This window comes from Hyphobacterium vulgare, from assembly GCF_042643335.1.
Classification (GTDB): domain Bacteria; phylum Pseudomonadota; class Alphaproteobacteria; order Caulobacterales; family Maricaulaceae; genus Hyphobacterium; species Hyphobacterium vulgare.
This window is the reverse complement of the sequence record NZ_JBHRSV010000028.1, coordinates 124497-137271: the sequence shown is the minus strand read 5'-3', so window position 1 is coordinate 137271 and position 12775 is coordinate 124497. Positions and strand designations below refer to the sequence as shown.

The following is a 12775-nucleotide window of genomic DNA, read 5'->3' as shown; positions in this document are numbered from 1 at the left end:
TTGCAAGCGCGGCTTTGCAGCCACGCGTCAAGTGTTTTCATCCTCAGCGGGTGGAGCGGGCAGACGCCGGCGAGCCGCGAGCATCATTCCGACCCAGACCGCGACCAGAGCGGCCACTACCGCGATCAGCAATAGACCCTGCCCTGTGACGATCGCGATGACGCTCTGTCCGGTCAGTCCGACAACCAGAATCTTCGGCGCAATGCCGATCGAAGTGCCCACGAGAAAGGCCCAGTACGGAACTTTCGAGACACCGAAAGCCATGTTGACGACAATGAAGGGGCCCGACGGGACGATCCGGACCAGCGCGCTGGCCCACAGACCGTTGCGGCCGACGAAATCGGATGCCCGGTTCATCCAGTCCCCGCCGAACCGGTTGAGCAGGTCGGCCCCGAAAAACCGGCCGAGCCAGAAATTGACACTCGCCGATACCAGTGTCGCGACCCAGGCATAGGCAAAACCGTAGATCGGACCGAAAGCCAGCACGGTCGCCGCCATCAGCACGAATTGCGGCGCGCCGATGAAGGAAAGAAGGACATAGATCAGGATGGTTGCAGGCAGGGCATACCAATGCGTCGCGGCGGCCTCGAACACGGCGCCGAGATCGTCAGGTCCGGCATCAAAGAAGAGCTTGCCTAACACGAAAACCAGCCCGACCACGACGAGGAGCGCGACCGAAACCATCGCCGCGCGCGCGGCGCGGGCATCCATATGGGTGATGAATTGCAGAATGCGGTTCATGCCTGACCTTGCGCGCTCCCGGACTCAGAATCGCAACGCAATCCTCATGCCCCGCCGTCTTCCTCGCCAGCAGCGATGCGGGCGAGCTTGGCGCGCTGCCGCGCCAGAACGGCAAGTTGCTGGTCGAGAACTTCAAGAATCTCGCGGGCTTCCTGCTTGTCGATCTTGCCGGGAGAGCGTTCGGTTTCGCTCAGCGAGTCCATCAGGGCCGCAATATTGCGAGCGTGCTTGCGGCTGGCGTCTCCGGCCAGTGTCAACCAGTTGTCGTCTTCCGCGGCTTCGAGCGGCATGAAGATTCCACCGGCCAGGAAGGCCAGGTCCTTGGCCGCGGCGGTCGCACCGGAGGCCTCGGTCAGTTTCGCCACCCGGGCGTAGGAAATCTCGTTCGTCGAATCGGGGTCGGCGAGCGCGTAGACGCGGGTGCGTGACAGATCGAGCAACTCCATCACGGCGGGCACGCCGCCGGCTTCCTCGAACAAATGCGCCACGACCGCTTTGGCTTCGCCATAGGGGCGAACCTTGACCGGTTTGAATCCCATACCGTTGCTATCCCTTGTTCACTGCAACGCCCCTTCCCGCGCCGAGGCATAGCGCAATCGTACCAATGTGGCACGGGCTTTATCTCAATCCCGGCCGCCCTTGAGACGCGCGCGCAACTCCCGGCCGGCCTGCTCGACCGGTTCGGCACGGTCGCCCGCGCGCCAGGCTTTCATGCGGGGGGCACCGGCGCGGTGTTCGCCATTCCAGTTTTCGGCGAACCGCCCCGACCGGATATTGTCCATGAGCCGGTCGAAGTCAGGGCCGAGCGCTTCGGCGAGCTCGGTCTCGCACAGGCGCGCACCGAATTCGGCCGTGTCGGAAATGGCGGCATACATGCCCTCAATCCCGCGATCGTGGATCAGATCGGCGAGATATTTCATCTCGTGAACGCAATCGATATAGGCCATTCGCGGGCTGACTCCGGCCGCGGTCAGCCGCTGGAACGACGCCTTGGCCAGTGCGACGAGACCGCCCACCAGGACCGCCTGTTCGCCAAACAGGTCGGACACCGCCTCTTCCTCGAACGTGGTTTCGAAAATCCCCACCCGGCCGCAGCCGATGCCTTCGAGATAGGCGAGAGCAAGGTCCCTGGCCGTGCCGCTGGCATCGCGTTGGACGGCCCAGTATCCGATCAGCCCGCGACCCTTTTCGTACTCGGTGCGCACCGCCCCGCCCGGCCCCTTGGCTGCGGCGAGGATGATGTCAGCGTCGGGTGCGGGATCGAGCAGGCCATACTGGATCGAGTATCCGTGGCAGAAAAGCAGGGCCTGCCCCGCGGGCCGGTTGGGCGCGATGTCGTTTTCCCAGATCTCGGCATGCGCCTCGTCGGCGGCGAGGATCGAGACCGCATCCGCCCAGGCCGCCACCTCCGCGACCGTGCCCACGGTGAACCCTTCCGCTTCAGCCTTGGCGCGGGAGGGCGAGCCCTGCCGCAGGCCGACGCGGATATCGGTGATCCCCGAGTCGCGAAGATTGAGCGCGTGCGAGCGGCCATGATTGCCGTAACCGACAATGGCGAGCTTGCGCGATCTGAGGGCGGCCAGCGGATCGTGTGAGGTCATTCGGTCTCGGGAGGCTGGGGGGCGGGGTCGGAATTTCCGGTGTCGAGCACAAACCGCCAGCCCTCATCGGTCAACCGCCAGGCCGAGACATAGTCACCGGTCCCCGCAGGGGCGGCGTCCATATTGCCGTCGGGATAGAATTCCCAGCTGCCATAGGTCACGGCGAACGTGCCGTCCTCGGAGCCATACCCCCCGCGCGGCCACCAGTGCAGCACCATGTCGCCGCCGTCCGGATTGGCTCCGAAAATGGCGTCAGGTCCGACGATGTCGTCCGATCCGGGCCGCAGGACACGGCCGTCCTCGGCCGCATAGCGACTGAAAGCTGCCGCAAGGCCATGCTCGCGCGCATGCGCGGCGAATTCGCGGTCAGCCTCCATGGCGCCATCAATCGCGGATTGCGCGTCCTGTGCGAACGCCGAAACGGCTGCAGCGCCAGCCAGGACGAAGGCGGAAGTCATGGTGCGGATCATCAGGTTTCTCCCTCAAGAAGCGCATCGAACTCCGCTCGCGCCGTGACCGGGTCGAGCGAGCCGATGCGAGGCCAGTCCGCGCAGCGATTGCGAAACCAGGTGTATTGGCGCTTGGCGTAGCGGCGGCTCTCCCGCTTGGCGTACTCCTCCGCTTCGGCCCGCGTCATCTCACCTTTTCGTAAGGCGATCAGCTGGGGCACGCCGAGCGCCTTCATCGCCGGGAGTTCGGGATCGAGCTCACGGCGATCGAGGGCCGCGACCTCGTCAAGGGCTCCGGCGGCGAGCATTCGGTCGAACCGTGCGTCGATGCGGGCATAAAGCGCCTCGCGATCCGGCTCGATCACCACGCCGCGCCACTCTCCCGGCTGCAGCAGCGGCACGGTGTCGCCATGGAAGGATGACAACGGCCGGCCCGTCGCAAGGCCGACTTCGACGATGCGGCGCAGGCGCTGGACGTCATCGCCGAGCACGCGCGCCGCCCCTTCGGTGTCGTGGCGCTCAGCCTCGATGCGCAGCGCATCAGCCCCGCGGTCGGCAATCCGGGCTGCGGCCTGCGACGCTTGCGCGGGAATGTCCGGGACTTCCGCCAGACCGTCCGTCAGGGCATTGAAATATAGACCGGTTCCGCCGACGACGACGGGCCGTTTTCCGCGCGAACGGATTTCGGCGATCGCCGACATGGCGGCACGCGCCCACCAGCCGACCGAAGCGCGCTCCGAGGCGTCCAGCACGCCGAACAGGTGATGGGGAATGTCCGCCTGCTCGTCGAGCGAAGGCGCCGCCGACAGCACCGGGATGTCGGCGTATATCTGCATCGAATCGGCATTAACCACCTCGCCTCCGAGGCGGCGGGCCGCATGGATGGCCAGCGCGGTCTTGCCCGAAGCGGTCGGGCCGGCGATCAGCCAGACCGGCGGCACACTCACGGGCGGACGGATTGCAGGACGAACTGGCCGTTGCGGTTGAGCACGAGCAGGATTTCGCCCGAACCGGAAGCGGCCTCGACGACGCTACGCACCTCGGTGATCGAGGCGACCGGGCTCCACGCCACTTCCTCGATAACGTCGCCGGGGCGGACCTTGCCGGCGGCATCGCTTTCCGGGTCGACGGCAGTGACGAGCACGCCGCTGGCATCGGGATGGACGCGGTAGCGGCGGCGCGATGCCTCGTCGAGCGGCGCGAGCGTCAAGCCAAGGATCGATTCCGAAGTCTGCTGCGGAGCGGGAGCCGTCTGGCGCGTCGGCGCGGCGGGGGCGCCTTCCTCGACGAGGCGTTCGACGGTTGCCCGGATCGTCATGTTCTCGCCGCGGCGGCGCAGGGCGATGACGACTTCGCGGCCGACATCGGTTTCCGCGACCATGCGCGGCAGCGAGCGGCTGTCCGGCACGTCGCGGCCGTCGAAGCGCAGGATCAGATCACCGGTCTCGATTCCGGCCTCCGCGGCGGGGCCGCCATCCTCGACGCGCGAAATGATCGCGCCGCGCGGGGCGGTCAGTCCGAGTGCGGGGGCCATGCCGGACGTGACGGGCTGGACCGACACGCCCAGCCAGCCGCGGCGGGTTTCTCCGTATTCGAGCAATTGGTCGACGATGTGCCGGGCGAGGTTGGACGGGATGGAAAAGCTGATGCCGACACTGGCACCGGTCGGGGAATAGATTGCCGTGTTCACCGCAACGACATCGCCGTCGAGATTGAACAGCGGACCACCGGAATTGCCGCGGTTGATCGCCACATCGGTCTGGATGTAGTCGTCGTAGCGACCGCCGATCTCGCGGCCGCGCGCCGAGATAACGCCGGCGGTCAGCGATCCGCCGAGTCCGAAGGGATTGCCGATCGCGATGACCCAGTCGCCGACGCGGGCATTGTCCGAATTGCCGAATTCGACATGGGGAAAGGGTTCGCTCGACTGAATGCGCAGGACGGCGAGGTCGGTGGCCGGATCGCGGCCGACGAAATCCGCCGGGAAGGTACGCCCGTCCGACAGTGTGACCTCGACCTCGTCGGCTTCGTCGATGACGTGATTGTTCGTCACCACGATGCCTTCCGGATCGATGATGAAGCCGGACCCCAGCGAGTTCGCGATGCGCGGGGCATCGCCGAACAATTCATTGAATCGTTCGAGCGGCGATCCTTCGGGGAAGTCCGGCATGCCGGAATCCTCTGACCCGATGCGCTGCGCCGCCGAGATGTTCACGACCGCCGGGGACAATTCCTCGGCCAGATCGGCAAAGCCCTCCGTCGGGAACCGCTGCGCCGATGCCGGCGCGGCAACGATCAGGACGGCAAACAGGGCGGACAGAAGACGCATACGCGGACACTCCGATGGGCGTTAACGCTTTTGAACACGTCTATAGGCCGTTTCGCGGCCAGGACCCAAGGCGAAGAATGCACGTGTGACGGAATCGTCAGCGAAATGACATCAGCGCAATAGGGCAACCAGAAGCACGCCGAGCCCCAGAGCCGTGACGCCGGCCAGACGAAGCGTCTGGTCCGGCGTCACCTGCATCTGCAACATCATCCGCTTCATGAAGCCTGGTGCCAAGGCATAGGCGAGACCCTCAAGGCAGAGAGCGACGCCGACGCCTATGGCAAGGGTCTGAAGCACGCTAGTCGCGGCCGGACTCGCTGCGGAAGTAGTCGAAGAACGCGCTGTCCGGCGGAACCACGATCGGCGTTCCGTCGCGCAATGCCTGCTCATAGGCCTGCATGGTGCGATAGAAGGCGAAGAACTCCGGGTCGCGATTGTAGGCCGTGGCGTAGATGGCGTTTCGTTGAGCATCGCCTTCACCGCGAAGGCGTTCGGCGTCGGCGCGGGCCTCGGCCTGGATGATGGCCGCCTGACGGTCCGCATTGGCGCGGATTTCAACGGCGACCTGTTCACCCTCGGCCCGGATCCGGGCGGCTTCCTGTTCGCGTTCGGACCGCATGCGCTGGAAGACCCGCTCTGCGATCTGCTGCGGGAGATCGGCACGCAGGATGCGCACATCGATCACCTCGATACCGAGATCCTGGGTTTCAACCTGGATTTCCACCGCCCGCTGGACCCGGTCCATGAGCTCCGAACGACGGCCGGAAATCACGTCCGAGGACGGAATGGAGGCGATCACGCCGCGCAGCGAGTCGTCCATGATCGAGCGCAGTCGAGCCCGGGCACCGGCCTCGTTGCGGACGGTCTGGTAGAAGCGCAGGGGGTTGACGATCCGGTAGCGCAGGAAGGCATCGACCACGAGGCGTTCCTGGTCGGCCGCCTGGATTTCCTCGGGATCCATGTTGAATTCGATATTCCGGCGGTCGAAGTGCACGACGTCAGAGATGAAAGGCACCTTGAAGTGAAGGCCTTCCTCACCGCCGGTTGCATTGACCTGGGCCACCGGGTCACCGAGCTGGATGACGAGCGCGCTCTGGCGTTCGTTCACCGTGTAGATCGACATCGAGGCGAGCACGGCCGCGATCACGAGGATGACCAGGCCGACAATTGAAATGGTACGGGTCATTGATTTGCCTCCCCGCGCTGACGGCCCAGTTGGTCGAGCGGCAGATAGGGCACCGCCCCGCCATTTCCGTCGAGAATGATGAGATCGGAGCGGCCGATCACGACTTCCATGGTTTCCAGGAACATGCGGCGCCGGGTCACTTCCGGAGCCTGTGCGTATTCCTCGTAGACCGCGACGAAGCGGTCGGCCTCGCCCTGCGCTTCGGCGATCACCGAGTCGCGATAGGCTTCGGCTTCCTGCACGAGCCGGGCAGCGGTACCGCGAGCGCGCGGCAGGACTTCGTTGGCATGCGCCGTCGCATTGAGACGGGCACGTTCGGCATCCTGCGCCGCCGCGTCGACGTCGCGGAAGGCGTCGATGACGCTTTGCGGAGCCTGCGAACGCTGCAGGTTGACCTGGAGCACCTGGATGCCCGCCCCGTATTCGTCGAGCGCGGTCTGCATCAGTTCCCGGGTCCGCTGAGACACCTCGGCGCGGGCGGTGGTGATGATCGGTTGAAGATCGCTGGTGCCGACGACTTCGCGGATCGCGCTTTCCGCGACCGCGCGAACCGTGCCTTCGGGATCGCGCACATTGAACACGTAATTGCGGATGCCGTCAGGGCTCGAGAGATCGACGCGCCACTGCACCGTGAACGCGATGTCGACGATGTTCTCGTCGCGGGTGAGCATTTCGCTTTCACCGCGATTGTTGGACCCGATTTCGATCGTGTGCGTCTGAGTGACCTGCGGCAGTTCGACCGTCTCGATCGGCCAGGGCAGCTTCACGTGAAGGCCCGGCTCGGTCGTGCGGACATAATTGCCGAAACGCATGACGACACCCGCTTCTTCCGGTTCGACCGTGTAGAAGGCGCGGCCGGGCCAGAAGATCACGGCAAAACCGACAAGACCGGCAATGATCAGCGTGCCAGCAAGACCACCGCCCTTGCCGCCGCTGCCCGATCCGCCGCCGCCAGCCTTGCGGCCACCGCCACCGCCAAACATGCGGGCGATCGAGGCCTGCATACGCTCGACGAGTTCATCGAGGTCGGGCGGTTGCTGGTTGTTGCCGCCGCCACCGCCCTGACCGCCGGGACGGCCCCAGGGATTATTATTGTTGTTGTTGCGGTTGCCGCCGCCACCGGAGCCATTGCCCCAGGGACCGCCGCTGCCGCCACCACCTGAATTGTCATTCCATGGCATACGGGTGAATTCCCTCCCAAGGATCACGAATTATCCTGCCGGTTATGTTGGAAGGATATGTTGGTTCGGGGGCGTAGCGGTTCAAGCGGGACGGGGCAAGGGTCGCGTCCCCCCTAACGCCGTTCCAGCACCCGGATCGTGTAGGCGTGATCGTCGCCCTCACCCGGTTCGCGGCGTTCAGCACTGACCTCGGTCCAGATACGGGGGTCGGGATCCGGGAATCGGGCATCACCGTCCGGTTCGGCTTCAACTTCCGTCAGATAGAGACGGTCGGCGCGCCCCAGGACCGCGGCATAGATCTGGGCGCCGCCGATCACGCAGACCTCGCCCGCGCCGTCCCTCGCGGCCTGTTCGCGCGCCCGGTCCAGGGCTGCATCGAGGCTGACAAAGATTTCCGCACCTTCAGCCTGGAAGTCCGATTGGCGCGTCACGACGATGTTGAGGCGCCCGGGCAGCGGCTTTCGCGGCAGGCTGTCCCAGGTCTTGCGGCCCATGACGACCGGCTTGCCCATCGTTGCCGCCTTGAAGAAGGCCATGTCGGACTTCAGCCGCCAGGGCAGGTCTCCGTCGCGGCCGATGACGCCATTGCGGGCGCGCGCGACGATGAGGGCGATCAGGACGTCAGCCATACGAAGAGCCGTTCGGCGGCGAATACCGCCCAGATCAAGGTGACGGCGATCGGAATGCCGTAGATGAAAACCGCCGGGCCGAATTTGCGCAGGCCCGAATTCGAGCGCGCCTTCACATAGGCGGTGTAGCCGGGCAGCTGGTCACGCACGAGCATCACGGCGGTCTTCATCTCGTCCTGCTGGCGGCGGTTCACGAGAAACCAGAACAGGCTCATCACCGCGCCGATGACGATGGACGCCAGCACGGCGCCGGGATGCAGGCTGTCGATCGCGGTTACGGCGAAGACCAGAAGCATCGCATGGGCGATCAGGAAATATCCGGAGCGCTCGTTGAGGACCCGCTCCTCATGCAGGGCGAGCTCCCAGAGCCGGTCGAGCTCGTGCTGGGAAAGCGGCAGGGGGGCGTCCTCGGCCCCGTCTTCGGCGCTCACACCGCGACCGGCGCGCGGATCGCCGGGTCCGGGTCGTAACCTTCGAGAGAAAAGTCCTCGTATTCGAAAGCGAACAGGTCGGTGCGCGCCGGATTCAGGTGCAGGCGCGGCAGGGCGCGCGGCGTCCGCGACAGCTGTTCGCGGACCTGATCCATGTGATTGGTGTAGATGTGCGCATCTCCGAACGTGTGGACGAAATCGCCCGGTTCCAGCCCCGTCACCTGCGCGACCATGCAGGTCAGAAGCGCATAGGAGGCGATGTTGAACGGCACGCCGAGGAACATATCTGCCGAGCGCTGATAGAGCTGGCAGGAGAGCCGGCCCTTCGAGACGTTGAACTGGTAGAGCGTGTGGCAGGGCGGCAGGGCCATGTTCGGCACGTCCGCCGGGTTCCAGCCCGACACGATCAGGCGGCGCGAGGACGGATTGGTCCGGATCTGATCGAGAATGCCGGAAAGCTGGTCGATCTCGGTGCCGTCCGGCCCCTGCCAGCGGCGCCACTGCTTGCCATAGACCGGGCCGAGATCGCCGCTCGCGTCCGCCCATTCGTCCCAGATCGTCACGCCGCGTTCCTGCAGCCAGCGGACATTGGTCTCGCCGCGCAGGAACCAGAGGAGCTCGATGGCGATCGACTTGAAGTGGACCTTCTTGGTCGTCAGGAGCGGGAAGCCCTCCGACAGGTTGCAGCGCAATTGCCGGCCGAAGACCGAGAGCGTGCCGACACCGGTGCGATCATCCTGGCGTTCGCCATTCTCCAGGATATCGCGCAACAGTTCGAGATAGGCGCGCTCGATCGTGGAGCCACCGTGATCGGGTGCGGGAAGGTCGTGAATGCGTGCCGGTTCGCCCATGGCGCAATCATTCCGTTGATTCGCTCCGAATGCGATTCTCGCCGGCAGGGGTTTCCACAAGATTGTTGGCCCGGTTCGCCTGCACTGACGTGCCCGTGTCGGCTCGCTGGCGTGTCACTGGCGTGCCCGCGGCGTGGCCGGACGCCGCGGTTTTTGGCCTTTGGGCCGGGTCTGACTACAACCCGAGCCCAAGGAGACAATGATGGCTTTCAAGACGGACGCGAAGAAGATCAAGCGCTGGCGCGAAGAGCGGCACTGGTCGCAGGAACACCTCGCCGAACTGGCCGGGGTGGGAATCCGCACCGTGCAGCGCATCGAGACTGGCGAGCCGGCTTCACGGGACACGCTGACGGCGCTCGCTGCGGCGTTCAATGTCGATGCGATGGCGCTGTGCATCGATCCGGAAGAAGAGGCGGCGACCCTGTTCAAGACGAAAAACGAGAAGGTGCGCTCCGGCATGCGGCTCGCCTTCTTCATCCACCTCGTCAGCTATGTCTTCGGCATGATCCTGTTCGCCGCGATCAGCGTCGGCATGGATGCCTTCGTGATGAAGTGGGCGATGATCTGGTGGACGGTCGGCATGGCCGGACATGGCGTCGCCCTGGCGCTGGTCGAACTGGTCACCCGGCACCAGGACAAGTGACACCGGTGCGGGCGCGAGCGGAATTCACGCCGAGTTGATCGGTTTTCGCTTGCGCCCCGCCCGGTTTCGGATAGTTTCCCAAAATCGGAACATTAGGGGAACATCAATGCTTGGATATGTCACGGTCGGCACCAACGACCTGAAGCGCTCTGCGGAATTCTACGACAAGATCTGCGCCGAATTCGGCGTCGGCCGGATGATGGAGTTCGACACCTTCATCGCCTGGGGCAAGCCGGGCGGCGGGTGCGGGATTGCCGCGACCAAGCCGTTCGACGGCAATGAGGCCACGGTCGGCAATGGCGTGATGGCCGCGTTTCAGGCCGACTCCAGGGAACAGGTCGACAAGGTCTACAATCTCGCCATCAGCCTCGGCGCGACGGATGAAGGCGCGGCCGGTCCGCGCGGCGACAGCGGCTTCTATGCCGGCTATTTCCGCGATCCGGACGGCAACAAGCTGAACGTATTCACGATGGGCGGATAACGCCCATCCCCCTGCTGCCGTTCGCGAAAGCGGACTCCGGCCCGAAACGGTGCTAGGAGGTTCGCCAGGCGATCGGCAGCGAGGGGGAGTGTCATGCATCGGTCCGTAGCAAGCGCCCTGACGGGTTTTCTGGTTCTGGGTCTGGCGGCCTGCGGTCAGCAGCCCGCGTCCAGTTCCGAGCCCGCCGTTTCGGAAACTCCGTCTGCGACGGCGGAAACTTCCGCGCCCGAATCCAGTGAGTTCACGGTATTGGTCGGCGGCGTCGAGATCGGCGGCATGACCGTCACGCACACCGATGACGGCTATACGGTTGATTACGAATACCGCAACAATGGCCGCGGCCCGACGCTGGCCGAAGATGTCGGACTTGACGCGGCCGGCCTTCCGACGCGCTGGACGATCGAAGGCGCGACGACCTTCGGCAATCCGGTCGATGAAAGCTTCGAACTGATCGACAGCGAGGCGAGCTGGACCGACTCCACCGGCAGCAACCAGGTCATCCCGGCCGAGCCGGCCTTCTATGTCCCGAACGACACCAGCCCCTACTGGCTGGCGATCGCCGCACGCGCGCTGATGGAGGTTGAGGACGCCACACTGCCGGCCCTGCCCGGCGGCACGCTGTCCCTGACCGAAATCGACCGCGTGACCGTCTCCAATGGCGAAACCAGCCGGGATGCCGTCGTGTACGCCCTGTCGGGGATCAGTCTCAACCCGACCTATTTCATGATGGACGGTCGCGCCTTCGTGGCGCTGATCACGCCCGGCTTCACGGTGATCGAGGCGGGCTATGAGGGTGAGGACGAGCGCCTGCGCGGTCTGGCTGCCCAGTACGGCGCCAGCCGCTTCGCGGAGATCACCTCCCGCGTCGCGCACACTTATGACGGCCCGGTGCGTATCCGGAATGTCCGCGTGTTCGACCCGGCGACCGAAGCGCTCGGCGAGCCGGTCTCCGTCGTGTTCGAGGGCAATCGCATCACCGCGATCGAGGCGGCGGACGCCGCCTCTGCCCCTGGCGAAACCGTGATCGACGGCGATGGCGGTTCGCTGATCCCCGGCCTGACCGACATGCACGCCCACCTGGGCGAACAGGGCGCCATCCTGAACATCGCGGCGGGCGTCACCAGCGTCCGCGACATGGGCAATAATGACGAAGTGCTGGCCGCCCTGATCGGGCGGATCGAGTCCGGCGAGATCGCCGGGCCGCGCGTGACACGCAGTGGCTTCATCGAGGGCCGCAGCCCGTTCAGCTCCAACAATGGCAGCCTCGTCGAGACCGAGGAACAGGCCGTTGCCGCCGTCGAAGCCTATGCCGCGACCGGCGAGTACTTCCAGATCAAGATCTACAACAGCATGAACCCGGCCTTTGTGCCGGCGATGATCGAGGCGGCGCATGCCGCCGGCCTTCGCGTGGCCGGTCACGTTCCCGCCTTCACCAATGCCGACGCGATGATCGCGGCGGGCTATGACGAGCTGACCCATATCAATCAGATCATGCTGGGTTGGGTGCTGGCGCCGGATGAAGACACGCGCACGCTGCTTCGCCTGACCGCCCTGCGCCGCCTGCCCGCGCTCGACCTGCAGAGCGCGCCGGTGCAATCGACCCTTGATGCGATGGCCGAACGCGGTGTCGCGCACGACCCGACGCTGGCCATCCACGAAGCCCTGCTGCTGTCGCGCAATGGCGAGGTCTCACCCGGTACGGTCGACTATATCGACCACATGCCGGTCGATCAGCAGCGCAGCGCCCGCAGCGCCTGGGCCGATATCGCCACGCCGGAAGACGATGCCAATTACCGCGGGGCCTTCGAGCAGATCATCGAAACCGCGCGGATGATGCATGAGCGGGGCATCTTCCTCGTTCCCGGCACGGATATGGGCGGGTCCTTCACGCTTCACCGCGAGCTGGAGCTCTATCAGCTGGTCGGGATGACACCGGGCGAGATTCTCGCCTGGGCCGGTCAGGGCATGGCCGACTATCTTGGCCGGGGCGACGAACTCGGTTCGATCGAGCCCGGCAAGCTGGCCGACTTCTTCCTCGTGCCCGGCGACCCGACCGAAGACCTGCGCGCGATCAAGACGATCTCGATGGTGGTGGCCGATGGCCGGGTCTATTTCCCGACCGAGATCTATCCCGAATTCGGCATCACACCCTTCACCGGCGTGCCGGAAGTGGCGACGGCGCAGTAGCGCGGAACGCGCAGAGGCTACAGAGGATCGGGGCGGCCGCGACGCGGCCGCCCCGCAATGTCTGAC

15 protein-coding genes are annotated in these 12775 nt (G+C 65.4%); 3 read left to right on the top strand and 12 right to left on the bottom strand.

Annotation, left to right across the window (positions count from 1 at the left end):
* Nucleotides 1-27: 27 nt before the first annotated feature.
* From ACFOOR_RS13040 to ACFOOR_RS12985, 12 genes are all read right to left on the bottom strand, one after another.
* The gene (locus ACFOOR_RS13040) at nucleotides 28-741 is read right to left on the bottom strand and encodes a TVP38/TMEM64 family protein (protein ID WP_343163027.1); all 714 of its coding nucleotides are present in this window, start codon (nucleotides 739-741) and stop codon (nucleotides 28-30) included.
* A gap of 44 nt (nucleotides 742-785) precedes the next feature.
* Nucleotides 786-1280 (bottom strand): hypothetical protein, encoded by a 495-nt coding sequence (locus tag ACFOOR_RS13035; RefSeq protein ID WP_343163026.1) that lies wholly within the window; start codon nucleotides 1278-1280, stop codon nucleotides 786-788.
* 84 nt (nucleotides 1281-1364) lie between these two features.
* Complete coding sequence (gene ilvC / locus ACFOOR_RS13030; protein ID WP_343163025.1) at nucleotides 1365-2342, bottom strand: ketol-acid reductoisomerase; 978 nt, start codon at nucleotides 2340-2342, stop codon at nucleotides 1365-1367.
* Nucleotides 2339-2812, bottom strand: coding sequence for a hypothetical protein (locus tag ACFOOR_RS13025; RefSeq protein WP_343163023.1), 474 nt, complete (start codon nucleotides 2810-2812; stop codon nucleotides 2339-2341). The genes ilvC and ACFOOR_RS13025 overlap by 4 nt, the downstream gene beginning before the upstream one ends.
* Nucleotides 2812-3738, bottom strand: coding sequence for a tRNA (adenosine(37)-N6)-dimethylallyltransferase MiaA (miaA, locus tag ACFOOR_RS13020; protein WP_343163022.1), 927 nt, complete (start codon nucleotides 3736-3738; stop codon nucleotides 2812-2814). The genes ACFOOR_RS13025 and miaA overlap by 1 nt, the downstream gene beginning before the upstream one ends.
* Nucleotides 3735-5120 (bottom strand): Do family serine endopeptidase, encoded by a 1386-nt coding sequence (locus ACFOOR_RS13015; RefSeq protein ID WP_343163021.1) that lies wholly within the window; start codon nucleotides 5118-5120, stop codon nucleotides 3735-3737. The genes miaA and ACFOOR_RS13015 overlap by 4 nt, the downstream gene beginning before the upstream one ends.
* Before the next feature lie 111 nt (nucleotides 5121-5231).
* Complete coding sequence (locus ACFOOR_RS13010) at nucleotides 5232-5417, bottom strand: DUF2065 domain-containing protein (RefSeq protein WP_343163020.1); 186 nt, start codon at nucleotides 5415-5417, stop codon at nucleotides 5232-5234.
* Between the two features lies 1 nt (nucleotide 5418).
* Complete coding sequence (gene hflC, locus ACFOOR_RS13005) at nucleotides 5419-6306, bottom strand: protease modulator HflC (protein ID WP_343163019.1); 888 nt, start codon at nucleotides 6304-6306, stop codon at nucleotides 5419-5421.
* On the bottom strand, nucleotides 6303-7487 hold the full coding sequence (gene hflK, locus ACFOOR_RS13000) for an FtsH protease activity modulator HflK (protein WP_343163018.1): 1185 nt from the start codon (nucleotides 7485-7487) through the stop codon (nucleotides 6303-6305). Before hflK ends, hflC begins: the two co-directional genes overlap by 4 nt.
* Nucleotides 7488-7600: 113 nt before the next feature.
* Nucleotides 7601-8116 carry a dihydrofolate reductase gene (locus tag ACFOOR_RS12995; protein WP_343163017.1) on the bottom strand — a complete coding sequence of 172 codons (516 nt, stop codon included), beginning with the start codon at nucleotides 8114-8116 and terminating at the stop codon, nucleotides 7601-7603.
* Nucleotides 8101-8547: a RipA family octameric membrane protein gene (locus tag ACFOOR_RS12990; RefSeq protein WP_343163016.1), complete on the bottom strand. Its 447-nt coding sequence runs from the start codon at nucleotides 8545-8547 to the stop codon at nucleotides 8101-8103. The genes ACFOOR_RS12995 and ACFOOR_RS12990 overlap by 16 nt, the downstream gene beginning before the upstream one ends.
* Complete coding sequence (locus ACFOOR_RS12985; RefSeq protein ID WP_343163015.1) at nucleotides 8544-9398, bottom strand: thymidylate synthase; 855 nt, start codon at nucleotides 9396-9398, stop codon at nucleotides 8544-8546. Before ACFOOR_RS12985 ends, ACFOOR_RS12990 begins: the two co-directional genes overlap by 4 nt.
* Before the next feature lie 202 nt (nucleotides 9399-9600).
* Here ACFOOR_RS12985 and ACFOOR_RS12980 point away from each other — a divergent pair, with 202 nt between their 5' ends.
* The 3 genes from ACFOOR_RS12980 (at nucleotide 9601) to ACFOOR_RS12970 (ending at nucleotide 12709) form a co-directional block, all read left to right on the top strand.
* Complete coding sequence (locus ACFOOR_RS12980; protein WP_343163014.1) at nucleotides 9601-10041, top strand: helix-turn-helix domain-containing protein; 441 nt, start codon at nucleotides 9601-9603, stop codon at nucleotides 10039-10041.
* A gap of 106 nt (nucleotides 10042-10147) precedes the next feature.
* Nucleotides 10148-10522, top strand: a complete 375-nt coding sequence (locus ACFOOR_RS12975; RefSeq protein WP_343163013.1) for a VOC family protein — start codon at nucleotides 10148-10150, stop codon at nucleotides 10520-10522.
* 93 nt (nucleotides 10523-10615) lie between these two features.
* Complete coding sequence (locus ACFOOR_RS12970; RefSeq protein ID WP_343163012.1) at nucleotides 10616-12709, top strand: amidohydrolase family protein; 2094 nt, start codon at nucleotides 10616-10618, stop codon at nucleotides 12707-12709.
* Nucleotides 12710-12775: the final 66 nt, after the last annotated feature.

Bases quoted from the DNA above. Each gene is read 5' to 3' on its own strand.
- ACFOOR_RS13040 (WP_343163027.1), bottom strand. From the start codon at position 741: ATGAACCGCATTCTGCAATTCATCACCCATATGGATGCCCGCGCCGCG.
- ACFOOR_RS13035 (WP_343163026.1), bottom strand. From the start codon at position 1,280: ATGGGATTCAAACCGGTCAAGGTTCGCCCCTATGGCGAAGCCAAAGCG.
- ilvC (WP_343163025.1), bottom strand. From the start codon at position 2,342: ATGACCTCACACGATCCGCTGGCCGCCCTCAGATCGCGCAAGCTCGCC.
- ACFOOR_RS13025 (WP_343163023.1), bottom strand. From the start codon at position 2,812: ATGATCCGCACCATGACTTCCGCCTTCGTCCTGGCTGGCGCTGCAGCC.
- ACFOOR_RS13015 (WP_343163021.1), bottom strand. From the start codon at position 5,120: ATGCGTCTTCTGTCCGCCCTGTTTGCCGTCCTGATCGTTGCCGCGCCG.
- hflC (WP_343163019.1), bottom strand. From the start codon at position 6,306: ATGACCCGTACCATTTCAATTGTCGGCCTGGTCATCCTCGTGATCGCG.
- hflK (WP_343163018.1), bottom strand. From the start codon at position 7,487: ATGCCATGGAATGACAATTCAGGTGGTGGCGGCAGCGGCGGTCCCTGG.
- ACFOOR_RS12995 (WP_343163017.1), bottom strand. From the start codon at position 8,116: ATGGCTGACGTCCTGATCGCCCTCATCGTCGCGCGCGCCCGCAATGGC.
- ACFOOR_RS12985 (WP_343163015.1), bottom strand. From the start codon at position 9,398: ATGGGCGAACCGGCACGCATTCACGACCTTCCCGCACCCGATCACGGT.
- ACFOOR_RS12980 (WP_343163014.1), top strand. From the start codon at position 9,601: ATGGCTTTCAAGACGGACGCGAAGAAGATCAAGCGCTGGCGCGAAGAG.
- ACFOOR_RS12975 (WP_343163013.1), top strand. From the start codon at position 10,148: ATGCTTGGATATGTCACGGTCGGCACCAACGACCTGAAGCGCTCTGCG.
- ACFOOR_RS12970 (WP_343163012.1), top strand. From the start codon at position 10,616: ATGCATCGGTCCGTAGCAAGCGCCCTGACGGGTTTTCTGGTTCTGGGT.